The 23,197-nt window shown below is 68.9% G+C and carries 24 protein-coding genes; 12 read left to right on the forward strand and 12 right to left on the reverse strand.

Annotated features, from left to right (window positions below; all coding sequences use genetic code 11):
- Window positions 1–25: 25 nt before the first annotated feature.
- On the reverse strand, window positions 26–520 hold the full coding sequence (locus EGT67_RS19695; RefSeq protein WP_127917790.1) for a nitroreductase family deazaflavin-dependent oxidoreductase: 495 nt from the start codon (window positions 518–520) through the stop codon (window positions 26–28).
- Between the two features lie 86 nt (window positions 521–606).
- On the opposite strand from EGT67_RS19695, the gene EGT67_RS19700 reads away from it, so the two are divergent.
- From EGT67_RS19700 to EGT67_RS19715, 4 genes are all read left to right on the forward strand, one after another.
- Window positions 607–1,401: an LLM class F420-dependent oxidoreductase gene (locus EGT67_RS19700; protein WP_127917791.1), complete on the forward strand. Its 795-nt coding sequence runs from the start codon at window positions 607–609 to the stop codon at window positions 1,399–1,401.
- A 15-nt stretch (window positions 1,402–1,416) separates the two neighbouring features.
- Window positions 1,417–3,216, forward strand: a complete 1,800-nt coding sequence (locus EGT67_RS19705) for an ABC transporter substrate-binding protein/permease (RefSeq protein WP_127917792.1) — start codon at window positions 1,417–1,419, stop codon at window positions 3,214–3,216.
- A gap of 3 nt (window positions 3,217–3,219) precedes the next feature.
- Complete coding sequence (locus tag EGT67_RS19710; RefSeq protein ID WP_127917793.1) at window positions 3,220–3,951, forward strand: amino acid ABC transporter ATP-binding protein; 732 nt, start codon at window positions 3,220–3,222, stop codon at window positions 3,949–3,951.
- A 143-nt stretch (window positions 3,952–4,094) separates the two neighbouring features.
- A complete protein-coding gene (locus EGT67_RS19715; protein ID WP_127917794.1) occupies window positions 4,095–6,188 on the forward strand; it encodes a PhoX family protein in 2,094 nt (697 codons plus the stop codon).
- An 82-nt stretch (window positions 6,189–6,270) separates the two neighbouring features.
- Here the strand turns inward: EGT67_RS19715 and EGT67_RS19720 are convergent, their stop codons facing one another.
- On the reverse strand, window positions 6,271–7,062 hold the full coding sequence (locus tag EGT67_RS19720) for an SDR family NAD(P)-dependent oxidoreductase (RefSeq protein WP_127917795.1): 792 nt from the start codon (window positions 7,060–7,062) through the stop codon (window positions 6,271–6,273).
- Between the two features lie 208 nt (window positions 7,063–7,270).
- On the opposite strand from EGT67_RS19720, the gene EGT67_RS19725 reads away from it, so the two are divergent.
- The 3 genes from EGT67_RS19725 (at window position 7,271) to EGT67_RS19735 (ending at window position 9,085) form a co-directional block, all read left to right on the forward strand.
- Window positions 7,271–7,777, forward strand: a complete 507-nt coding sequence (locus EGT67_RS19725; RefSeq protein ID WP_241566129.1) for a COG4315 family predicted lipoprotein — start codon at window positions 7,271–7,273, stop codon at window positions 7,775–7,777.
- Window positions 7,778–7,869: 92 nt separating this feature from the next.
- Window positions 7,870–8,427: a sigma-70 family RNA polymerase sigma factor gene (locus EGT67_RS19730; RefSeq protein ID WP_127917796.1), complete on the forward strand. Its 558-nt coding sequence runs from the start codon at window positions 7,870–7,872 to the stop codon at window positions 8,425–8,427.
- Window positions 8,417–9,085, forward strand: coding sequence for a zf-HC2 domain-containing protein (locus tag EGT67_RS19735; RefSeq protein WP_241566130.1), 669 nt, complete (start codon window positions 8,417–8,419; stop codon window positions 9,083–9,085). Before EGT67_RS19730 ends, EGT67_RS19735 begins: the two co-directional genes overlap by 11 nt.
- A gap of 5 nt (window positions 9,086–9,090) precedes the next feature.
- Here EGT67_RS19735 and EGT67_RS19740 read toward each other — a convergent pair whose 3' ends face one another.
- Window positions 9,091–10,077 carry an alpha/beta fold hydrolase gene (locus EGT67_RS19740; RefSeq protein WP_241566131.1) on the reverse strand — a complete coding sequence of 329 codons (987 nt, stop codon included), beginning with the start codon at window positions 10,075–10,077 and terminating at the stop codon, window positions 9,091–9,093.
- A gap of 361 nt (window positions 10,078–10,438) precedes the next feature.
- Between EGT67_RS19740 and EGT67_RS25495 the strand changes: the two genes are divergently transcribed.
- On the forward strand, window positions 10,439–10,567 hold the full coding sequence (locus EGT67_RS25495; protein WP_277750162.1) for a hypothetical protein: 129 nt from the start codon (window positions 10,439–10,441) through the stop codon (window positions 10,565–10,567).
- A gap of 23 nt (window positions 10,568–10,590) precedes the next feature.
- On the opposite strand, the gene EGT67_RS19745 is transcribed toward EGT67_RS25495, so the two are convergent.
- The 3 genes from EGT67_RS19745 to EGT67_RS19755 form a co-directional block, all read right to left on the reverse strand.
- Window positions 10,591–11,325, reverse strand: a complete 735-nt coding sequence (locus tag EGT67_RS19745; RefSeq protein WP_164877618.1) for a glycoside hydrolase family 25 protein — start codon at window positions 11,323–11,325, stop codon at window positions 10,591–10,593.
- Between the two features lie 84 nt (window positions 11,326–11,409).
- Window positions 11,410–12,747, reverse strand: a complete 1,338-nt coding sequence (gene ggh / locus EGT67_RS19750) for a glucosylglycerate hydrolase (protein ID WP_127917797.1) — start codon at window positions 12,745–12,747, stop codon at window positions 11,410–11,412.
- Between the two features lie 16 nt (window positions 12,748–12,763).
- Complete coding sequence (locus EGT67_RS19755; RefSeq protein ID WP_127917798.1) at window positions 12,764–13,780, reverse strand: PHP domain-containing protein; 1,017 nt, start codon at window positions 13,778–13,780, stop codon at window positions 12,764–12,766.
- A 102-nt stretch (window positions 13,781–13,882) separates the two neighbouring features.
- Here EGT67_RS19755 and EGT67_RS19760 point away from each other — a divergent pair, with 102 nt between their 5' ends.
- Genes EGT67_RS19760 through EGT67_RS19770 form a run of 3 tightly spaced genes read left to right on the forward strand, consistent with a single transcriptional unit; the run spans window position 13,883 to window position 15,310 of the window.
- Window positions 13,883–14,236, forward strand: a complete 354-nt coding sequence (locus EGT67_RS19760) for a hypothetical protein (protein ID WP_127917799.1) — start codon at window positions 13,883–13,885, stop codon at window positions 14,234–14,236.
- A gap of 14 nt (window positions 14,237–14,250) precedes the next feature.
- A complete protein-coding gene (locus EGT67_RS19765) occupies window positions 14,251–14,604 on the forward strand; it encodes a hypothetical protein (protein WP_127917800.1) in 354 nt (117 codons plus the stop codon).
- Window positions 14,605–14,626: 22 nt separating this feature from the next.
- The gene (locus EGT67_RS19770) at window positions 14,627–15,310 is read left to right on the forward strand and encodes an SDR family oxidoreductase (RefSeq protein ID WP_127917801.1); all 684 of its coding nucleotides are present in this window, start codon (window positions 14,627–14,629) and stop codon (window positions 15,308–15,310) included.
- 29 nt (window positions 15,311–15,339) lie between these two features.
- Here the strand turns inward: EGT67_RS19770 and EGT67_RS19775 are convergent, their stop codons facing one another.
- From EGT67_RS19775 to EGT67_RS19795, 5 genes are all read right to left on the reverse strand, one after another.
- Entirely contained in the window at window positions 15,340–15,882 is a 543-nt protein-coding gene (locus EGT67_RS19775; protein ID WP_241566132.1) for a HutD family protein, read from the reverse strand.
- Between the two features lie 172 nt (window positions 15,883–16,054).
- A complete protein-coding gene (locus tag EGT67_RS19780; protein ID WP_241566133.1) occupies window positions 16,055–17,656 on the reverse strand; it encodes a long-chain fatty acid--CoA ligase in 1,602 nt (533 codons plus the stop codon).
- A 113-nt stretch (window positions 17,657–17,769) separates the two neighbouring features.
- The gene (locus EGT67_RS19785; RefSeq protein WP_127917802.1) at window positions 17,770–18,822 is read right to left on the reverse strand and encodes a beta-keto acid cleavage family enzyme; all 1,053 of its coding nucleotides are present in this window, start codon (window positions 18,820–18,822) and stop codon (window positions 17,770–17,772) included.
- A 75-nt stretch (window positions 18,823–18,897) separates the two neighbouring features.
- The gene (locus tag EGT67_RS19790) at window positions 18,898–19,722 is read right to left on the reverse strand and encodes an SDR family NAD(P)-dependent oxidoreductase (protein WP_127917803.1); all 825 of its coding nucleotides are present in this window, start codon (window positions 19,720–19,722) and stop codon (window positions 18,898–18,900) included.
- An 81-nt stretch (window positions 19,723–19,803) separates the two neighbouring features.
- Window positions 19,804–21,168, reverse strand: a complete 1,365-nt coding sequence (locus EGT67_RS19795) for an MFS transporter (protein ID WP_127917804.1) — start codon at window positions 21,166–21,168, stop codon at window positions 19,804–19,806.
- Window positions 21,169–21,470: 302 nt separating this feature from the next.
- On the opposite strand from EGT67_RS19795, the gene EGT67_RS19800 reads away from it, so the two are divergent.
- The gene (locus tag EGT67_RS19800; RefSeq protein ID WP_127917805.1) at window positions 21,471–22,484 is read left to right on the forward strand and encodes an AraC family transcriptional regulator; all 1,014 of its coding nucleotides are present in this window, start codon (window positions 21,471–21,473) and stop codon (window positions 22,482–22,484) included.
- A gap of 204 nt (window positions 22,485–22,688) precedes the next feature.
- On the opposite strand, the gene EGT67_RS19805 is transcribed toward EGT67_RS19800, so the two are convergent.
- On the reverse strand, window positions 22,689–23,060 hold the full coding sequence (locus tag EGT67_RS19805) for a nuclear transport factor 2 family protein (RefSeq protein ID WP_127917806.1): 372 nt from the start codon (window positions 23,058–23,060) through the stop codon (window positions 22,689–22,691).
- Between the last annotated feature and the right edge of the window lie 137 nt (window positions 23,061–23,197).

Raw genomic sequence — 23,197 nt, forward strand, 5'->3', positions numbered from 1 at the left:
AGGCGCCCGAAGTGTCGGGAAACCATCACCCGTGCACGGGCCGCAGCCACACGAAACGAATGTTCCGGCCCGCCTCGCGGAAGTCGGCCTCGCTGCCGTCGACGTCGAAGCCCATGCTCTTGCAGAGGCGGACGCCGATCTTCCGGTGCACGCGGCCGTAGTGCGCCATCAGGTCGCCGCCCTCCTCGGCGCCCAGGAAGTCGGCCTCGACCGCGGATCTGCGTCGGCCGACCTGCACCCGCGCCCTCGGATGCGCCGTCAGGTTCCGGTACCAGTCCGACGTCGTCCCGTACCCGGCCGCGACGATCCACCCGTCGGGCGCACCGTGTCCCACCTCGTCGTGGTCGACCACCTCGAGGACCACCTGCCGGGTCTTTCCGCTGCGGCGCCCGACGTGTTCGACGAGCACGAACCGGTGCCCGAGCAGCGCACCGAGGTGCCACCGGTACAGGGTGACTGGCATACGGAGAACCCGGCGCTTCCAGCCGGTCGGCGGGCTCGGGCGCTGCGTGATCCGCACGCCTCCAGTCTGCGCCTTCAAGTGCGTGCAGCGGATCGATCACGGGGATACCGTGAGATGCGAGTCCCGGCGCGAAGGAGTCCCGCATGACCCGTCCCGTGCGTATCGGCCTGCAACTGCAGCCCCAGCACGCCCCCGACTACGGCAAGATCCGCGACGCCGTGATGCGCGCAGAGGACGCCGGCGCCGACGTCGTCTTCAACTGGGATCACTTCTTCCCGCTGTACGGCGATCAGGAGGGCGCGCACTTCGAGTGCTGGACGATGCTCGGCGCGTGGGCCGAGCAGACCGAGCGCGTGGAGATCGGCGCGTTGGTGAGCTGCGCCGGCTACCGGAACCCGGACCTGCTCGCCGACATGGCCCGCACCGTCGACCACATCAGCGGCGGACGACTGATCCTCGGCATCGGCGCCGGTTGGTTCGAGAAGGACTACGACGCCTACGGCTACGAGTTCGGCACCCCCGGATCGCGGATCAAGCTCCTGGGGGAGTACCTGCCGCGCATCACTTCTCGTCTCTCGAAGCTCAATCCGGCTCCGACACGGCACATTCCGCTCCTGATCGGCGGCAGCGGCGAGAAGAAGACCCTGCGGCTGGTCGCCGAGTACGCGGACATCTGGCACGGCTTCGGCGAACGCGACGAGTTCGTCCGCAAGTCCGCGATCCTCGGTGAGCACTGCGGCGACGTGCAGCGCGATCCGCACGAGATCGAGCACTCGACGTGGTGGCCGGGGGCCGACCTGGCGCCGGCCTACGTCGACGCCGGCGTCACCCTCTTCACCGCGAACACCAGCGGACCCGACTACGACCTCACCACGCTCCGTGAGGCGGTCGCGTGGCGCGACGAACACACGCCACCGCAACTGTCCGGACTCGCGTAGACCCGGACCAGCCCGATGCCCGCCGCCGCGTCCCGACACCGAGCGGCAGCGGTGCTGCTGGTGCTGCTCCTCCCCGTGCTCGCGCTCGCGGGGTGCTCGTCGGGCCGGAACGCGGCGGGGCCCACCGACCTGTGCTCCCCGCCCGGCGTGGACAGCGCCAACGCGCTGCCCGCCAACCTCGACACCGCGGCCGCGGCGGCCGCCGAGGACAAGTACACGACCCCGAACACGCTGCCGCTCGGCGCCGTCGACGCCTCGAAACTGCGCCTCGTCAAGCCGGGCACGCTCACGGTGGGGACCCTGTCGGACGCACCGCCGAGCGTCTGCGTCAACTCGCAGAACGTCTTCACCGGCTTCGACAACGAACTGCTCCGGGCGGTCGCGGAGAAGCTGGGGCTGAAGATCGAATTCGTCGGCACCGACTTCGCGGGCCTGCTCGCGCAGGTGGCGGGCCACCGGTTCGACGTGGGGTCGTCGTCGATCACCACCACCGACGCGCGCCGCGAGCTGGTCGGGTTCACCAACGGCTACGACTTCGGGTACTTCGCGCTGGTGGTCCCGAACGGCAGTGCCGTCAAGGGGTTCTCGGACCTGAACTCGTCCGTCCGCATCGGTGTCGTGCAGGGCACCGTGCAGGACGACTACGTCGTCAACACCCTCGGCCTCGACCCGGTGAAGTTCCCGGACTTCAACACCGCGTACGCGAACCTCAAGACCGGGCAGATCGACGCGTGGGTGGCGCCGTCCCAGCAGGCGCAGGGCGCGATCGCGCCGGGCGATCCCACGTCGATCGTGCAGAACACCTTCAGCCTCAACAACTTCGTCGGGTGGGCCGTCGCGAAGGACGATCCGGCGCTGGTCGACGCGCTCAACTCGGGACTCGACGCGGTCATCGCCGACGGGACGTGGGCGCGGCTGTACTCGGACTGGGTGCCCCGCGAACTGCCGGCGGGCTGGAAACCGGGCAGCAAGGCCGCCCCCGAGCCGCAACTGCCGGACTTCGCGGCCATCGCCGCGGCGCAGCAACCGCCGGAACCGTCCTCCGCGCAACCGAAATCGACGCTGCAGCAACTCGGCGAGACGTTCTTCGACTGGCAGTTGTACCAGCGCGCGTTCCCGGAACTGCTGCGCACCGGCCTGCCCAACACGTTGATCCTGGCGCTGTCGTCGGGCATTGCGGGCACGGTGATCGGGATGCTGCTCGCGGTGGCCGGGATCTCCCGCACCCGCTGGCTGCGCTGGCCCGCCCGGGTCTACACCGACATCTTCCGCGGCCTGCCCGCCGTGGTGATCATCCTGTTGGTCGGGTTGGGTGTCGGCCCGGTCGTCAAGGGACTGACCGGCAACAACCCGTACTGGCTGGGCGCGGCCGCGCTGTCGCTGCTGGCGGCCGCCTACATCGGCGAGATCTTCCGGTCCGGCATCCAGAGCGTCGAGCCCGGACAGATGGAAGCCGCTCGCGCCCTGGGATTCTCGTACCGGCGGTCGATGTCGCTCGTGGTGATCCCGCAGGGCGTGCGCCGGGTGCTGCCGGCCCTGATGAACCAGTTCATCTCGCTCATCAAGGACTCGTCGCTGATCTACTTCCTGGGCCTGCTCGTCACGCAGCGGGAACTGTTCGCCGTCGGCCGGGACCTCAACGCGCAGACCGGCAACCTGTCGCCGTTGGTCGCGGCCGGCCTGTTCTACCTGGCGCTGACCATCCCGCTCACGCACCTGGTGAACTACATCGACCGGCGCCTGCGGACCGGGCGGGCCGACACGTCGGGCACGCTCGACGACCTCGAGCAGTCGATCGTCGTGGAGAGGGGCTGAGGCATGCCCGATTCGGTCTCCCTCACCGGCACCGGACTGCACCTCGCGTTCGGCAGCAACAGGGTGCTGCGCGGGGTGGACCTGCACGTCGACGCCGGCAAGACCGTCACGGTCATCGGCCCGTCCGGCTCCGGGAAGTCGACGCTGCTGCGCGTGCTGAACCGCCTGCACGAACCCGACGCCGGCGACGTCCTGCTCGACGGCCGCTCGGTGCTCCGCGACAATCCCGACCACCTGCGCCAGCGGATCGGGATGGTGTTCCAGCACTTCAACCTGTTCCCGCACCGCACCGTCGCCGACAACATCGCCCTCGGACCGCGCAAGCTGAAGAAGCTGTCCAGGGACGCCGCACGACAACTCGCGCTGGGCCAGCTCGAGCGGGTGGGGTTGGCGCACAAGGCCGACTCGCGCCCGGGGAACCTGTCGGGCGGGCAGCAGCAGCGCGTCGCGATCGCGCGGGCGCTGGCGATGCAGCCGCAGGTGATGTTCTTCGACGAGGCCACCTCGGCGCTCGATCCCGAACTCGTCAAGGGCGTGCTGGCGCTGATGGCCGACCTCGCGAAGGGCGGCATGACGATGGTGGTGGTGACGCACGAGATGGGGTTCGCACGGTCGGTGTCGGACACGGTCGTGTTCATGGACCGCGGCGCCGTCGTCGAGTCCGGTGCTCCCGAGCAGGTGTTCGACAGCCCGGAAACGCCCCGGCTGCAGGGCTTTCTGTCCGAGGTGCTCTAGCGGGGGGAGCGGCAAGTGGCGACACGGAAAGTCCAACGGGCGTTGTCCTGCCGTTCACCCGGGCGTCGTCGGTCACTCGTTCCCGGAATCTACGGTGCGTGCGTCATCAGCATTGTCCGTCAGCCGACCTCGGGAGTCCCACGGTGAGCCTGAAACCCCTCGCACTGTTCGTCAAGCACGACGGCATGTCCTCGCGCGCCTCGATCACCTGCCAGTACAAGTGCGGGAACGCCTGCTCCCACGACGTTCCCAACGACTCGGACGGCGAGTACTTCGGCGACATCGTGCGCGCCGCGGTCTCGCGCCGCGGCGTCCTGCGTGGCGGCGCGGCCGCGGTCCTCGCCGTCGGTGCCGGCACCGCCCTCGCGGGTAACGCCGCGGCCGCTCCCGGATCCGTCGATTTCGGTTCCCTCGGAACCGGTTCCGCGTCGGGTTCGGCCACCGGTTCGTCCACCCCGGGCACCGATTTCGCCCCGGTGGCCCCCAACAAGCAGGACGCGGTGGTGACCCCCGCCGGCTACGAGCAGGCCGTCGTGATCCGGTGGGGTGACCCGCTGTTCGCGGACGCCCCGGCCTTCGACTTCGACAACCAGACCGCCGCCGCGGCGGAGAAGCAGTTCGGTTTCAACAACGACTTCGCGGGCCTGCTGCCGATCCCCGGCCGCCCGAACGGGTACCTGCTGGTGGTCAACCACGAGTACACCACGGAGCCGTCGATGTTCCGCGGCTACGACGCCGCGAACCCCACCGAGGAGCAGGTGCGCATCGGCTGGGCCAACCACGGGCTGTCGGTGGTCCAGGTGCAGGGCGAGCCCCGCTCCGGCAAGCTCACCCCGCAGTTCGGCCCGTTCAACCGCCGCATCACCGCGCTCACCGAGTTCGCGGTCACCGGCCCCGCCGCCGGCAGCCCGCTGCTGAAGACGTCGGCCGACCCCACCGGTACCCGCGTGAAGGGCACGCTCAACAACTGTTCGGGCGGCCTGACCCCTTGGGGCACCGTGCTTTCCGGTGAGGAGAACTTCAACCAGTACTTCGCCAACGCCGGGCAGGTCACCGACGCCACCGCCGCGGCCCGCCTCGCGCGGTACGGCATCGGCGGCAACGCGTCCGAGCGCAAGTGGGAGCGCGTCGACTCCCGCTTCGATGTCGTCGCCGAGCCCAACGAGGTCCATCGCTTCGGCTGGGTCGTCGAGGTCGACCCGTGGGACGCGTCGTCCACCCCGGTCAAGCACACCGCGCTGGGTCGCTTCAAGCACGAGGCCGCGACCATCCACGTCACCAAGGACGGCACCGTCGTCGCCTACAGCGGTGACGACGAGCGCTTCGACTACATGTACAAGTTCGTCTCGTCCCGCAAGATGCAGCGCGGCAACAGCCGAACCGCGATGCGCCACAACATGACCCTGCTCGACGCCGGCACGCTGTACGTCGCGAAGCTCACCGGCAACGAACCCGACGCGATCGACGGCTCCGGCACGCTGCCGCCGTCGGGCGTGTTCGCCGGCACCGGCCAGTGGATTCCGCTGCTGCGCACCGGCGAGGACGGTCGCGGCGAGTCCCTCGTCGACGGCATGAGCGCCGACGAGGTGGCCGTGTTCACCCGCATCGCCGGCGACAAGGTGGGCGCCACCAAGATGGACCGCCCCGAGGACTTCGAGCCCAACCCGCGCACCGGCAAGGTGTACGTGGCGCTCACCAACAACACCAAGCGCGGCACGTCCGGCGCGGCCCCGGCCGACTCCGCGAACCCGCGCAACAACAACAAGAACGGCCAGGTCCTCGAGATCGACGACAACCACGCGGGCACGTCGTTCACGTGGAACCTGCTGCTGGTGTGCGGCGATCCCGCGACCGCCGACACCTACTTCGGCGGTTTCGACAAGTCCCAGGTAAGCCCCATCTCGTGCCCGGACAACCTGGCGTTCGACCCGTACGGCAACCTGTGGATCTCCACCGACGGCAACGCCCTGAAGTCCAACGACGGCCTGTTCTCGGTCGTCCTGGAGGGGGAGCGGCGCGGCGAGACCAAGCAGTTCCTCACGGTGCCGGTCGGCGCCGAGACGTGCGGCCCGATCGTCGACGAGCACCGCGTGGTGGTGTGCGTCCAGCATCCCGGCGAGACCGACGGCGCGAGCATCGAGGCGCCGTCGTCGCACTGGCCCGACGGTGGCAGCGCGCAGCCGCGGCCGTCCGTGGTGGCGGTGTGGAAGTCCGGCGGCGGCCGGATCGGCATCTGACGCCGATCTGACGACTACCGAACAGCCGAACGGTTCGACCGGGATCGGATCCCGGTCGAACCGTTCGTCGCCCGCTACGTGACTACGCCTGCGCGGCCGCGAGCGCGCCGGCGATGTCCGCGATCGACGGATTGCGGCGGAGGGTCTGCCCGCCGCTCACGTGCAGGACCTGGCCGGTGACGAAGCCGGAGCCGTCACCCGCCAACCACGTCGCGGCGTTCGCGATGTCCTCGGCGAGACCGACCCGCCCGAGCGGGATCTCGCGCAGGTAGAGCGACTGGATCGGCGGATAGTTCAGCCCACCCCCGGACATCGGCGCATCCGCGACGCCGCCGGGAGCGATGGAGTTCGCACGGATTCCCCGGTCGCCGTATTCGTTTGCGATGCAACGGATGACGTGGTCGATTCCGGCCTTGGTGCCCATGTAGGCCGCGTGGTTCTCGAACATGATCGACGCCGTGACCGACGAGATCTGGATGATCGAGCCGCCGTCCGAGATGGCGCCGACCAGGCGCTGGAAGAACTGGAACGGCCCGACGAACTGGGTCGCCGCCATCTTCTCGAGGTCCGCCCTCGACGTCTCCTCGAACGGTGCGAGCAGGCCCCACCCGGTGGCGTTGACCCCGATGTCGATGTGGCCGAGCTGGTCCCGCGCGGCGACGAAGAGGGCATCGAGATCCTGCTCGGAGGTGATGTCGCACCGCTGCCACCGAGCACCGATCTCCGCCGCCACCTCGGCGAGCGCGTCCTCGCGACGGCCCGCGATCAACACCGCAGCGCCGTCGTCCACGAAGCGGCGGGCGATGGCGTGCCCCACGTTGCCGGGCGCCACGCCGAGCACGACCGCGGTCTTTCCAGTCAGATGATGTGTCATGCGACAACTCTCGCCGATCCCGGACCGGATTCCCACCGACACACGAGGGCGCCGGAGGAGCCGGGCGTCCGGGAGGGTGGTCGGCGGCCCCGAAGAAGGACCGGTGCGCCTGAACGCCCGCCGTCGGTGATCCGTATTCCCTCGTGCCGGCCGCCCCTCGCGGCCGGTCGGCACGACTGCCGGTAACCCGGAATACGAACGGAGATCGATGATGGCGAAGAGGGCGATTCTCGCGGCGCTCGGCATCGGCGCGGCAATGGCGGTGGCGGGGTGCAGTTCGCCCGCCGAACCCGCGGCGACCGAGGAGGGCACCTCGACCTCGGCACCGCAGTCCACCACGACGCAGGCGGCGGACGGGTCCGCGGCGGCCGCGGCGACCGGGCTGGAACTCGCGGCCGCGGACACCGCGCTGGGGACCGTGCTGACGGACGGCGACGGTTTCACCCTCTACACCTTCGACGAGGACACCCCCACCGAGATCAAGTGCGTCGGTCAGTGCGCCGAGATCTGGCCGCCCTCCCTCGGGGCGCCGCAGGCCGCCACCCCGTTGCCCGGCAGCCTGGGCACCATGGCTCGGCCGGACGGCACCGCGCAGGCCACCTACGACGGCCGCCCGCTGTACCGGTTCGCGAAGGACACCGCACCCGGCCAGACCGGCGGCGACGGCGTCAAGGGCACGTGGCACGTAGTGGTGGTCGACCCGGCCGCCGGCTGACGACACGGGCACACTGAACGCCGCGACCGCCGCGCCCGTACACCCCGGGGACGTCGGGCGGACCGGCGGCGGATGGTTCAGGAGGTGAGGGCGTGCGGCTACGCATCTCGCGCAAGCGCGCGGAGCGGCCGGTCGACGACTTGGACGACGACTCGGTCCTGCGGGCCGCCTACGACGACCACGGCGGTGAACTGTTCGCACTCGCCTACCGGTCCCTGGGAGACAGGGGCCGCGCGGAGGAGGCGGTGCAGGAGACGTTCCTCCGGGCCTGGCGCAGCGCCGATCGATACGATCCACAGCGGTCCACGCTGCGCACCTGGCTGTACGCGATCTGCCGCAACGTGGTGATCGACGCGAGCCGGGCCCGGGCCGCCCGTCCCCAACTCGTGGACTCCGAGCCGCCGGACGTCCCCGTCGAGGAGCGCCCGCTCGAGCAGTTGCTGGTGGGACTGCAGGTCGAGGAGGCCCTCCGGCGGCTGTCCGAAGAGCACCGCGTCGTGCTGGTCGAGGTGCACCTGCGTGACCGGCCCGCCACCGAGGTCGCCGCGCAACTCGGTATCCCTGTGGGGACGGTACGCAGTCGCGTGTACTACGGGCTGAAGGCGCTCAGGCTCGTACTGGAGGAGATGGGGTGGCACGGTGACCAGTGATCGCTGCCGACAGATGCACACCCGGCTGGGGATGTACGCGCTCGGCCGGCTCGACGAACCGGAGACCGTCGCCCTGCAGGCCCACCTGGACGGCTGCCCGGACTGCCGGGACGAGCTGCGCGAGTTGACCCCGGTGGCGTCGGTCCTGTCGCTGGCTGACCCGGATCGGCTCGCCGGGCCGGTGCCCGCACCGCCGGCGACGTTGCCGGCCACGATCTTCGCGACCGTCGACCGCGAACGCGGCCGGCGCCGTACCCGCCGAGCGGGTCTGGTCGCCGCGGCCGCCGTGGCCGCCGTCGCCCTCGTGACCGGGGGATTCCTCCTCCGCGGCGTCGTCCCCGATACCGCCCCCGTGGGACGCGCGGTGGCCTTCGACGTCGCAGCGACCGGGGTGGAGGCGTCGGCGCGGGTGGAGAACCGCGCCTGGGGCACCGGGATCAACCTCGCCGTCGCCGGGCTTCCGCCGGACCGGACCTACAACGTCTGGCTCGCGCGTGCGGACGGAAGTCGCATGAACGCAGGCAGCTTCATCGCCAAGGGAGATCGGACGGTGTCGATGGACCTCGCGGTCGGGCTGCCGATGTCCGACGCGGCGACGCTCGGTGTCAGCGCCCTCGGCGACGACCGCACGCTACTGCAGGCGCCCCTCGGCCGATAGCGGGCTCACCGAGCCGCGACGTGTTCGTCGAGGAATTGCTGTGTCATCTCGGCGATCTCGGCGGCCCTCGCGTGGAACAGGTAGTGGTGACCGTCCAGAACCGCGACACGCTGGATCGAGGGATCGGTGACGGCCGCGTGGTGGGCGGACTCCCATTCCGGATCCACCGTCAGCGAGGAGGACGCGAGGATCGACAGGGCCGGCATCGTCGGGGGGAACCGGGCACCCTCGATCGCCCGCACGTTCTCGGCCTCGTGGGCGGATTCGGCGAGCATGGTCGAGTTCAACACCCACGAGTACGAACGCAGATACAGATCCTGCTGCTCCGGGGTGTACTCGTCGGCGTCGCCGAGGCTGTCGCGGTAGTCGGCCGCCAGTCCCAGGTAGTCGGTGGCGTCGTCCAGGGCGATCAGGTCGCGCACACCACCGACAGCCGTGACCGCGGACATCCAACCCGGCCACTCCGGGGATCCTTCGGCCAGTTCGGTCGTGTAGCGCTCGTCGTCCAAGCCCACCACGGCGGCGACCTCGTCCGGCCGGTGGGTGGCCCACCACATCGCGTACAGACCCGAAATGGAATGGGGCATCAGGACGTACGGACCGTTCAATCCGAGAGTTCCGAGCGCGGAACGAATCTCGTCGACGATGGCCTCACTGGTGCGGGGTGCGTCGGTGCCGTCGCTGAGGCCCAGGCCGAGGTTCTCGACGGTGACCACCGTGTTCTCCGCTGCCAGGCGTCTCGCCAACGGCGCGAAGTCGAGGATCGGCTCCGGCGTGCCCATACCGGGCATGAGGACGAGGGTTCGTGGGCCCGAACCCTGGACCGCGACGCTCATCCGGCGTCCGTCCACGTCGACGTAGCGGTGATCGGGTCCGATGGCCTGTTCGATGGCCCGCTTGTCGCGGGGCGTCTGCCACCGGTGAACGATCGCCGACACCGCGACGGCACCGACGAGCAGCGCCACCACACCGACGAGCACCCACCGCACCACACGAAGCAGCCTGCGCCGCGGCTTCCGTGCCGTCGAATCCTTTACGCCCCTGTGCCGATCGTCGGTCAGACCTGCCGAGTCGAGGTCGATGGTAACCGGATCGGGCCCCCCAGCATCCGTCACGCGAGCAACGTAGCAGACGGCGTCCGCCGCGCTCGACGAGCGCGCACCGGGCGCGAACACGGCCGTCTCGTAGCGCAACTGGGCTGTTCGGTCCTTCGTGGAGCGAACTATCGGGTAGCGTGCCGGGCGGGAGAACGCAGGGGGAGATATGCATGATTTGTCGTACCGTTCCGGCCGCGACGGCCGCCGCTGGAGCCCGCACCATCGGCTCCGGAGATTGAGAGCGCCACTGCTCTTCATGGCGCTTTCCGTGGTGCCCGGGGTGGTCTCGTTCCGCGTGTACCACTCGCTGCTGGAGGCGGCCGTCGTCACGGTCCTGACCGCGGCGAGTGTCGGTGCGGCCGCGATCCTCTTCCGTCCGCGCTGAGGCTGAGGTCGGCGGCGGGTTCCTCAGCTGCCGAAGAAGTTCCGCGCGTACATGTTGATGTCGCCCATCGATCCGCTGTAGACGTTGAGATCGACGTTGCCGTTCACACCCGGAATCCGTCCGCTGTCGGTGTACTGCCAGAACGCCCAGGTCTGCCATCCGCCCGGCAGCGGTCCGGGTTCATTGCGGCCGTTGTAGTCGGCGATCCACAGCGGGTAGCGGGTGAACTCGTTGGTGTTGGCCATCGCCGTGCGCCAGAAGTTGGGGTAGGTGTAGATGATCGGCGTGCGCCCGGTGAGCGTCTGCACGGTGTTGAGGTACCGGTGGGTCCAGTCGATCAACTGCGGCGCCGCCAGTCCGCCGGTGCTCTCCAGGTCGAGGACGGGCGGTAGCCCACCGAACTGGTTGACCGCGAGGGCGTTCGTCGCGAAGAACGCGGCCTGCGCCTCCGGGGAGGCCGAGGGGTCGGCGTAGTGGTAGGCGCCGCGGGCCACGCCAGCGAGTCGCATCGCGAGGGAGTCCTGCGCGAAGAACGGGTTGGTGTAGAACAGGCCCTCGGTCGCCTTGACCATCGCGAAATCATGGCCGGCGGACCGCACCTGGAACCAGTTGATCGGGGATCCGGCGGAGTGCTGCCACGAGGACACGTCCGGCCCCTGCGGATTGGCCGCGGCCACAGCGGGGCCCGCCACGGTCACCGCCCCCGCCAGGAGCACTGCAGCGACACGGACGAGGGATCGGCGCGAGTTACTCGGCATCGCCCGAGACTAAATGACTTCTCCACCGCGCGCGGCGATTTCACCCCGATGTTCATCCTCTCCCAGCCACCTCCCAGCGAGTTGTCAGCCGAGCCAGTCGAGCACCGCGGCCGCCGTCCACGACTGCTGCATGCTGCCGAGCGGCCGACCCGTGAACGGCTCGTAGTACTCCGCGAAGCTGCCGTCGGCGGCCTGGCGCAGCCCCTCCGCCCGCAGCAGCGACGAGCGTTCGGCCCACCCGCGGCGCGCGAACGCCCACGAGAACAACCACGTCATCACCGGCCACACCGGTCCGCGCCAGTACTCGCGGGGGCGGAAGTCACGGGAGACCGGCGACGTGGACGGCGGAACCGCGTACCGCAGGTCGGGGTGGGTGCAGAACCGCGGGCCCTCGAAGATGTGCATCAGGTTCCGCTCGACGTGCCGGTCCAGCCCGCCGCACAGCAGGGGGGCGAACATCGCGATCGTGTCGGTGCCGATCCACCGTCCGCTGCGGACGTCGAAATCGCGTGCGGCCCCGCTCCGCTCGTCCGTCGTGGCGACGACGCCCCGGCGGAAGTGGTCCGCCCAGTAGTGCAGTTCCCGCACGTCGGCGTTGGGTCGCGCATGCTCCTCCCCGATCACGGCGAGCACGTCGCACGCGAGCGCGAAGATCGCGCTGACGAACACGTCCTCGACCGCGAAGCTCATCTTGTCGGCGAGGGCGTCGTCGTCGTAGCGGACGCTCTTCATCTCCTCGAGCAGCCAGAGGTAGCGGTCGTACTCGCCGTTGGTGGGGCGCTGCGATGCGTCGGTGACGATCGTGACGTCCTCACGGCGGTACGGCGGCACGGGTCCGGGAATAACGTTGGCGTACGCGACATCCCATCGGGGCGAATTGTCCATACCGGACTCCCACCCGTGGTACAGCGTGATGCGGCCGTTCCCGTCGCGATCCCGGGCGTGGCCGAGCCACCGGTGCCACCGCATGAGGTCCGCCCAGCGGCGGTCCAGGAACTCCTCGGCGACCGCCCGGGTGCTGCGGCCGTGCCGCCGGGCGTGGTCGAGGATCCGCTGCACCGCGATCGCGTGCACCGGCGGCTGCGTGATGCCGGACGTGTCGACGCCGATCGGTGCGTAGCCGGCCAGTTCCCGGCACTGCCAGCGGGTCGGTCCCGGGAAGTACCCGTCGACGCCGTTCGCGAACACGATGTGGGGAATCATCCCGTTGCTCCACTGCGCCGACAGCAGCGTGTCGAGTTCGGTGACAGCCCGCTCGACGCTCAGCGGCGCCAGCCCGACGGCCACGAACGCCGCATCCCAGCTCCACATGTGCGGGTACAGGCGCGGCGCGGCGGTGGTCATGGTCCCCAGGTCGTTGCCGCGCAGCAGGTAGGCGGCTCGCGCCGCGAGCTGGGTCGGCGTGAATCCGGGGTCGATCATCGTCCCATTCTGCGACTCACCCCGCGGATGCGCGCGTCCAGGTGAGCAATTCGTCCACCGGCCACGTGTTGACGACCCGCCCCGCCTCGACGCCGCAGCGGATCGCGCGCTCGCAGCCCAGGCCCTGCCACGCCAGCTGGCCGGGCGCGTGCGCGTCGGTGTCGATCGCGAACAGGCAGCCGATGTCGACGGCCAGGTCGATCAGCCGGCTCGGCGGGTCCCGGCGCTCCGGCCTGCTGTTGATCTCGACGGCGACGGCGTGGTCGCGGCACGCCTCGAACACCCTCTCGACGTCGAACTTCGACTCCGGACGGTTGCCGCGCCTGCCCTCGACGAGCCGTCCCGTGCAGTGGCCGAGCACGTTCACCCTAGGATTCCGGACGGCACCGAGCATCCGCCGGGTCATCTCGCCCCGCTCCGCCCGCAGGTGCGAATGGACGCTCGCCACCACGACGTCCAGTTCGTCCAGAAGATCCGCATCCTGGTCCAGCGCACCGTCGTCGAGGATGTCGACCTCGATTCCGGTGAGGATGCGGAACGGCGCGAGCTCGCGATTGAGGTCGTGCACCACGGCGAGCTGCTCACGCAGGCGCGCGGGCGACAGACCGTTCGCGACCGTCAGTCTCGGCGAGTGGTCGGTGAGCGCGCAGTACTCATGGCCCAGCGCGGCCGCGGTGCGCATCATCTCGTCGATCGGACTGCCGCCGTCGGACCAGTCCGAGTGCACGTGCAGGTCGCCGCGCAGCGCGGGCTGCAGGTCCCCGCCGTACCCGATCGGCTGTGCCGCGTCCCGCAGTTCCTGCAGGTAGTCCGGCACGTCCCCGGCCACGGCCTGCGCGACGATCGTGGCGGTCTTCGTCCCCAGACCGGGCAGTGCGGTCCAGTCACCGCCGCGCTGACGGGCCTCCCGCTGCCCCGCGGTGAGCCCCGCGACCACGTCCGCGGCCCGTCGGTACGCCTTCACCCGGTACGTGTCGGCGCGGCCGCGTTCGAGCCAGAACGCGATCTCCCGCAGCGCCTCGACCGGATCCATACGTTTCATCGTGCACCCGCGCGCGACAAGTGGGTGCCTATCGAACGGACCAGTGACATGCTGGATACAGGAAGTGACATTTCCGGCTCGGAAGGCACGACGATGAGCCAGCAGAAGCACAAACAGCACAGTCGGATGGTCGTAGCGGCCGCGGCGGTGGGCGTGGGGCTGCTCGGCGGTGCGATCACCGGATGCGACGACAGCATCGACTCGAGTCCCGCGACGCTCACCACCGAGGAAGAGGGCACCGACGCCCCCGAGGATCCGAGCGGCCTGGAACAGACCAACTCGTTCGGCTACATCCCCGAACACGAGACCACCCTCGAGACGGATCCGATCGAGCCGGAGGGCGGCGGCATCGAGGACGACCCGTTCGAATTGGGCGGGGGTACGCTACCCCCGGACAACGGTGTGGGACTGCCCACCGGGGCCACCCTCACCACACCTGCCGGCTGACCAGGGGTGATGGCATGGTTCAGCAGAACATTCGATCTTTGCTCCAGCGAATCACGATTCTCCTCATCGCAGCCGCCACGGTCCTGGCGCTCGGCATCGCCGCCGCAGGCTGGCAGCGAGCGTCCGACGTCAGCACGAATCACGGCTACCCACAGACGCAGCTGACGTCGACGACGGACGAAACCGGCCTGGAACAGACCAACTCGTTCGGCTACATCCCGGAACACGAGACGACCCTGCCGACGAACGGGAACGGCCCGGGTGCGCCGGGCCCCTTCAACGACGATCCGTTCGACAACCCGGGGCCGCCGCTTCCGGGCGGTCCGGGGTTGCCGGCTGCGGCGACGCTCACCACGCCCGCCGGATGATCTCGCGTCTACCCTCGGGGTCATGGCTCCCCAGCACCCCACCGCACTGATCACCGGTGGCAGCCGCGGTCTCGGTGCCGCGATCGCCCGCGAACTCGCCCCCAGCCACCAGCTGATCCTCGGCGGACGCAGCGCCGAATCGCTCGAACCGATCGCGGGGGAGTTGGCCGCCGCACCCTGGCCGGTCGACCTCACCGACTATGCGGCCGTCGCCGCCGCCGTCGCCGACATCGACCGGCTCGACGTGCTGGTGCACAACGCCGGAGTCGCCGAACTGGGCACCGTCGCGGAGACGTCCGTCGAGGCGTGGCATCGGACGTTCGAAGCGAACGTCGTCGCGGTCGCCGAGCTGACGCGCCTGCTGCTGCCGGCGCTGCGGGCGGCGCACGGACACGTCGTATTGATCAACTCCGGCTCGGGACTGCGGGCCAACGCCGGCTGGGGCGCCTACGCCGCAAGCAAGTTCGCGCTGCGCGCGTTCGGGGACGCCCTGCGCCTCGAGGAGCCCGCGCTGCGCGTCACCTCGATCCACCCCGGACGCATCGACACCGACATGCAGCGCGAGATCGTCCGGGCCGAGGGCGGCGAATACGACGCCGACCAGTTCCTCACCCCGGAGACCGTGGCGCGTGCGGTCCGGAACGCCGTCGAGACGCCCCGCGACGCACACCCCACCGAGATCGTGCTGCGGCCGATTCAGCGGTAACCGTTCGACCCGCCCCGGCCCCGCCGCGGTCAGGGATGCAGCGTCGTGATGGCGAGCACCGCACAGGGATCGGTCATCTCGAACGCGTCGGCGCACCCGGGCGGGAGCAGCACCGCATCCTCCGTCACCGGATCGACGAGGACGAGCAGCGCAGCGGGGTCGGCGACCGCGGGCGGTTCACCGATCCGCACCGTCGCCGTCGCCCGGCCGCGCCGCACCATCACGTTCAGCGCCCGGGTGGGCGTCTCCACGCGGCACCGCGGTGCCCACTCGCCCGGAAACTCGATGGTCTGCAGTGGCGCGACCACATGACGCACCACGCCGGGCGCCTCCGACCCGAACGGTGGCCCACTCAGCTCGATCGGTACCGCACCGATCGGTACGAAGAATCGGTCGTATCCGTCGATCACCGAGAATGTCGACGACGTCGGCTCGTCGGCGATGCTCACCCGCCACAGGTCGGTCTCGGCAATCACCTGCGTGGTGCCCTGACCGTTGCGCCAGCGCACCGACTCCCGGTCGTCGCGGGTGGTCCGGCGTGCCCTCGAGCCGGGCGAGTACGGGTCGTCCACAGTGCCTCCGTTGCGATTCGTGTCGACGGGGTTCCGGTCGGCCGTCCCGCTGTACGCCGGACGTCGGGCACCCGCCTTCTCGTTCACACTTGTATATACAACCCGCTCCGGTCAACCGGCTGCCCGCAGTGCCCGCAGAACGAGTGCTCCATCGACACTCGTCTCGGTCGAATCATGCGGAGAATTGCTCCCGTAGATCCCTCTTCTTGAACTTGCCGGTGGCTGTTCTCGGAATGGTGGAGACGAATTCGAACCGCTCGGGCAGTTGCCACCGCGCGAATTCGCCCGACAGGTGCTCACGCAACTGCTCCGGGTCCGCGGTCATGCCGTCCCGGAGTACGAGCACCGCCAACGGACGCTCGCCCCACCGCGCGTCGGGGACGGCGATCACCGCGGCCTCCGCCACCGCCGGGTGGGCCATGAGGTGGTTTTCGAGATCGACCGAGGAGATCCACTCGCCGCCGGACTTGACCAGGTCCTTGGAGCGGTCACAGATCCGGATACAGCCGCGGTGGTCGATGCGGACGATGTCCCCGGTGCGGAACCAGCCGTCGGTCGTGAAACTGTCTGCGCCCGAGCCGTTGTGGTAGGCAGCCGCGACCCAGGGACCCCGCACCTCCAGCTCACCCATCGCCACGTCGTCCCATTCGATGAATGCGTCATCCTCGTTCCGGGCGCGAATGTCGAAGAACGGCAACGCGACACCCTGCCTGGCACGGAATTCGTACTGCTCATCGGCCGCACATTCCCGCAGATCCTCGGGGAGGCGGCTGACGGTGCCCACCGGCGCGGTCTCGGTCATTCCCCACGCCTGGACAACCGTCAGACCGTGGCGGTCGTACCCCTCGAGCAGGCTGCTCGGCGCCGCCGCTCCACCGACGATCAACCGGTCCAGATGGCCCAAGTCCCAACGATGCGGCTGCGCGTCGAGCGCATCGAGCATCGCCATCCACACCGTCGGCACCCCCGCAGTCATGGTGACCCGTTCGGCCTCGATCAGGTCGAGCACACTGACCGGATCCAGTTTCGGACCCGGTAGGACGAGACGCGCGCCGAGCAGTGCGGCGGCAATCGGCAGACCCCACGCGTTGACGTGGAACATCGGCACTACCGGCAGCAGTGTGTCCTGCACCGAAACGCCCAAGGCATCGGGCAGCGCCGCGGTCAGCGAATGGAGCACCAGCGCCCGATGCGAGTACACGACGCCCTTCGGTCGACCGGTAGTGCCGGACGTGTAACACATTGCGCCGGCGCGTCGTTCGTCGAGGACAGGCCACTCCATCGGTTCGGACGCACTGATCAGAGTCTCGTAGTCGAGCATTCCTTCCGGTGTCGGTTCGTCGTGGGCGACGACGACGACGTGCTCGAACCGGTGCGTGAGCCTGAAGCCGTCGAACACCTCCAGCAGCGATTCGTCGACCACGATCACCCGATCCCGGGCGTCCCCCACGATGAATGCCAGTTCGTCGGGGTGCAGGCGTGGGTTGAGTGTGTGAACGACCGCGCCCATCGCCGGGACCGCGAAGTACATCTCGAGGTGCTCGGCCTGATTCCACAACAGCGTCGCCACCCGGTCACCGTCTCCGACGCCGAGGTCGGCCAGCGCGGTGGCGAGCTGACGCGCCCGCCCGGCGCACGCCCCGAGAGTGGTCCGGGCGATGCTGCCGTCGGGGCGACGCGAGACGACGTCCTTTCCGCTGTGGAACCGCTCGGCGCGCTCGACCACGGCGGTCAGCGACAGCGGGTAGTCGTCCATGGTCAAGCCGTTGATCACGTGAACACTCCTGGATAGGGGGATGGGCAGAACTGGGCGGAGGGTGGAAGTCGTCCGGGGGAGTGGGGTGCGGAACCCGGTTCCGCACCCCACTGCACAAACGGCCCGGATTCCTAGGCGTGGTGGGTGAACCCGACCTGACCGGGACGACGGTTCGGGGCGTAGCCGAGCTTGGCGAGGGTCTCGTCGGCGTCGGCGTACGTGGTGCCGATCTTGTAGATGTCGCGGGCGTCCTTGCCGGTGGCGACTTCGCGGCCGAGTTCACCGGCGATGCGGACCAACTGCTGGATCTGCTGGACCGAGGTCATCCTCTCGCCCTTGCGGCCCCAGATGGTGTCCTCGTTGCCGCAGCGGGTGTGCAGGCCCATCGCGATCGCCATCGTGTTGACGGGCAGCACGCTGCGCATGAGGGATTCGAGGGTCAGGGCCGCGCCGTCCGGGACGCGCTGGACGAAGTTCATGATGTTGTACGGGTTCGGCCCCTCCATGCCGCCGCCGATGCCGGTCCAGGTCACATTCAGCGGGCCGGTGTAGACGCCACGGCGGATGAGCCGCTCGACGCTCTCGAGGCCCGTGATGCCGGTCAGCGCGAACAGGGGCTGGATGCCGGCGGCCTGCAGGCGACGCAGGTGCTCCTCGACCCATCCCGGGCCCGCCGGGATCGTCATCTCCCGGTACGTCTCCTGCAGTTCCGGACGCGCCAGGGACGTGCCCGCGACGTCGTCCGCGGTCAACAGCTCCGCGATGTTCATCTGGCTGGTGTTGATCGCGATGGTCACCTGGTCCGGCTTCGGATCGAGCTCGGCGAGCATGTGCCGGGTGTCATCCGAGAGCCACTTCGCCTCCGCACCTTCACCTTCCGGCGCGAACGAGATGGAGCCGCCGACCTGGAGGACCATGTCCGGCACGGCCTCGCGCAGACCCGCGAGCAGCTCGTTGAACTTCGACAGGCGCTTGGAGCCCTTGCCGTCGAGCTCACGCACGTGGATGTGCAGCACCGACGCACCGGCCTCGTAGCAGTCCACGGCCTGCTGGACGTGTTCCTCCATGGTCAGCGGCAGGTCCTCGCGGAAGTCGTCCGGCTCCCACTCGGGACCGTACGGCGCAGCCGTGATGACCAGCTTGTCCTGGTTCTCCGGGAAGAGGGCATCGTCGTGGAAATGCATCGGGTCGCTCCTGTCGCAAGGGTTGGAAAGTGTTGTCGAGAAGGAATGTTCGACGGAACCGCGGGGAGGCGGTGGTCAGATGACGGCGCCACCGTTGGGACTGATGATCTGGCCGACGAGGTAGTGGTTGTCGCCGGCGAGATAGACAGCGAGAGAGGCGTACTCCTCGGGCTTTCCCAGGCGACCGACGGGAATGATCTGGTAGAGGTTGCGCTTCTGCTCCTCCGTGGCGTTGTCGAGGTACGCCTGGAAGGGCGGGGTGAGGACGCCGCCGCAGGCGATGGCGTTGACGTAGATGCCCGCGCCCGCGACGTCGAGCGCGACAGTCTTGGTCAGGCTCACGACGGCAGCCTTGGCAGCCGAGTAGCCGGGGCTGTGGGTGCTCGCGGTGGAGGTACCGGCGATCGACGCGATGTTGATGATGCGCCCGTAGCCCTGAGGCTCCATGTACTTCAGCGCCTCGCGGGTGCAGTAGAAGACACCGTGGACGTTGACGTCCCACCACTTGAGCCAGTCCTCGTCGGTCAGGCTGCTGGTGATGCCCATGGACTGGCGCTCCATGGGGGTGGTGACGTAGGCGTAGTGCCGGCTGCGGCGAACCTCGTCGGCCGGCGAGTTCGGCACCCGGGCGGCATTGTTGACCAGGATGTGGACGGTGCCGAACCGATCGGCGGCCCGGGCGAACGTCTCGACGACCTGCTCCCTGGAGGAGACATCGCAGCGCAGGGCCAGACACTTGCGGCCCAGTGCCTCGATCTCGGCGGAGACCTCCGCGAGCTTGTCCTCCTGCAGGTCGCACAGGACGAGGTCCGCGCCTTCCTGCGCCATGGCGAGGGCGATCGATCGCCCCAGACCTTGGGCCGCACCGGTCACGACCGCGACTTTGTCGAGTAGCTGCATTTCCTGGTTTCCTCTTCGTGTATCGGTGAAAGCCGGCCCCGCGCAACGGGTATCGAATCGTCTCGGGCGCCGGCGCGGGATCTATGCCGAAGGACTGGGAGCGAGCGCGTCCGGCGATGCCGCGGGGGCAGGCTGGGAGTTCCGCAGCGGCACCGATGCGAGCTTGCGAAGACCCGCCGGGTAGAGCTTCATCCCGAGTGCGAGGAGCGCGATCGACGCAACGGATGCGAGGGGGACCCACTGCAGTGCACCGAGCAGCCCCAGCCGGTCGGACAGCATGCCCACGACGACCGGACCCAACGCCAGGCCGAAGACATTGTTCGCGAGGGTACCCACACCGAAGGACGACGCATGGATCGACGGATGGGAGAGGCTGGCGACGACTGCTGTTGTGGCACCGGAGAATCCGGAGCAGAAGAACGCACCGATACCGAGGAGGACCAACTGGGTCGGGCCGTTCTCCAGGTGGAACCCGATCATGAGGCAGACCATCGCGACGGCGGCATACGCGATCGCCGCAGTCCATCTGCGCTCCGGCCGGCGGCGCCCGACCCGATCGGCGGCGATACCGCAGAGCACCGTGCCCGCGCCGATCAGGAGCACGAAGACGGACGCGGCCAACCCGGCGCTCGCGGCGTCCATGCCGTGATAGCGGTTGAAGTAGCTGGGGAGCCACGCGAGGAGAACACCCGAGACGAAGAACTGCAGTCCGGCACCGACGTAGGCGCACATCAGCGACGCATTGGTGAACAGGCTCGAGATGGGGGCGCGCCCGCCGTCGGAACCGGTTGCTCCGACCGTCGGCTGATCAGCGGCGTAACGAGCCAGTCGGTTCTCGTTGACGACGAGCCGGAACAGGACGATGAGTGTCATCCCGAAGGCGGCCATGATCAAGAACGCCGCCCGCCAGCCGAGTCGATCGGCAAGGACGCCGCCGAGTGCGACACCGACGACCGAACCGAAGAACGCCGCACCGAGGAACGAGCCGCTGAGCGAGGCGTGAAGTCGCGGTGCGAAGACACCGAGCATGACGGCCAAGCCCACGCTCGCGTAGGCGGCCTCGCCGAACCCGATCAGGAATCGCGCTCCCAACAACTGTGTGTAGTTGCTCGCCGCGGCGCACAGGACCGTGGCGAAACTCCACAGGACCGCCATGAGGACGACGCTGCGGACGCGGCCCCAACGGTCGGCCAACAGCGACATCGGTAGCGCCAAGACCCCGACCATCAGGGCGACCACGCTCGTCAAGGCCGCGAGCTGCGAGTCCGACAGGTCCCACTCGGCTTTGAGGACGGGGAAGACCGAACTGAGCACCTGACGGGACATGTAGTCCGACATCATCAGTCCGAAGATCAATGCGAAGACGGCCCACGGAAAGATCTTCGAATGGGCACCCGCGCCGGGAACCGCTCGGGATGGCGTGGACTCCTGGGGCTCCGGTTCCATGAGTGCTCCTGTTCTCGAAGGGCGCGTTGGGGCGACGCGTCTCGGATATGGCCGGTTCGGAAAGCCCGCTGCGGGCCCGAACCAGGCTGTGGTTGCTCGACATATGTGTCGGCGCGAGGTCAGTGAATCGAGGGCTGTGCGTCAGGTGCTGCCGGGCGTTTCTGGCCGGGGATTGCCCAGCGAAAGCGACCGCGTGGACCGATTCGACAACTGCGGTGACACAGGTCACGCTATACGCATTGGGGCGGAAACACTTGTTCCGTTGGGACGAATTCTTTGGCAGCTTGGGACAGGAGCGATAGATGACGGTGCTGAAGGTGCGGAGTTCGGCCCTGACCGGGTACGTCGAGTTGACCCAGTCTCTCGGCTCGGACCCGGATCCGTTCATGCGTGCCGCGGGAATCGACCCGACTGCCTTGGCCGTACCGAACACGTGGCTTCCCGCGGAGCGCGTCGACGAACTGTTGGAGCGGACCGCGCTGGCAACGTCCTGCGTGGACTTCGCAGTCAAGATGGCGGACGGAAGAGGGGTATCGATACTCGGAGCAGTGGGTTTGGCGGCCCGGGAAGAACCGGACGTCCGAAGCGCGATCGCGCTCATACTGCGTCACATGCGGGTACACAACGAGGCGATTCAGATTCGGCTCGTCGAGTCGAACGGGCTCGCCTCACTGCGAGTCGAACCCGCACTCGGAATGACCCTCGGCCGCCAGTCCATCGAACTGGTCATCGCATCGTTGGGCCGGATCCTCAGCGCATTCCTACCGGACGGCTGGCGACCACTGTCGACATGCTTCGTCCACGAAGCGCCGGCCGCGCTCGATGCCCATCACCGCGCGTTCGGGACGGGCATCGCGTTCGAACAGGACTTCAACGGTTTCGTGCTCTACTCGAGCGATCTGGACTCCGTCAATCCGTTGTCGGATCCGATGTTCCAGCCCTACGCGAGGCAGTACCTGGATCTGCTCGCACCGCCGGAGGATGCCTCCGCTGTCGGACGGGTGCGCGAGATGATCGAGGCCCTCCTCCCGGGCGGAAGCTGCACCGCGGCCCGGATCGCGCGCAGTCTCGGGATGGACCGGCGAACCTTGCACAGACACCTGTCACAGGCGGGCGAAAACTACTCCTCCGTGGTCGATTCCGTGCGCGTGGATCTCGCGCGACGGTACATCACGCGTGGGGACCGGAACCTCACCGACATCGCCGGCGAACTCGGCTTCTCGGATCTGAGTGCCTTCTCGCGCTGGTTCCGTCGACAGTTCGGCACGAGTCCGACGAAATGGGCTGCACACCAGCACGAGATCACGTCCGTCTGAGAGCCGGGCGCTCGGATACTGCAGGTTCGCTGTCGTGCGTGTCGGCGATGCGCGCTCGGCAGGAAGCGAACAGCATCTCGCCCCCGGTTCCCTCGCCGGTATCTCGGCGGCGGCGCTTCAGCATCCGCGACAGCGAGCGGGCGGCCACTCGGCCCTTCGGACGAGGGAACCAGGGGTTCGATCACGACGAACCAGGGGACCTCCCTAGCTGACGGTCATGTCCTCCTGCGCCCAGTACGCGCGGGTGCTGGTGATCTTGGCGTCGTCGTCGAACGTCATGACGTCGATCGGCTCGACGACGTAGGTCTGGTCGCCGGCCTTGGTGGTGACGCGGAAGTGGAACGCGGCGCTGTTGCCGGCGACGCGGATCGTCAGCAGTTCGGCCGTCTGGTCCATCGCCTCGATCGCGGTGAAGAACGAACGGATCTCCTCGACGCCGCGCTTGGGCTCGGTGCCGACCGGATCCTCGACCGTGGCACCCTCGGCGAACAACGCGGCCACCGCGTCGGCGCTCTTGCCGCTGATCGCCTTCATGTAGGACGCGACGGTGTTCTTGATGTCTTCTGCGGATGCCATGATCGCTGAACCTTTGCTCGTGGAACGAATCTCGGTGCTCTTGCGGCGGGGAGCGTAACCCGCCTCACACGCCCGGCACACCGCTCGGTCCCGCCCACCGGACACTCCCGACAATCCACCGAACAGGAGCGAGCGTC

This window comes from Prescottella agglutinans (assembly GCF_004011865.1).
GTDB classification, from domain to species: Bacteria; Actinomycetota; Actinomycetes; order Mycobacteriales; family Mycobacteriaceae; genus Prescottella; species Prescottella agglutinans.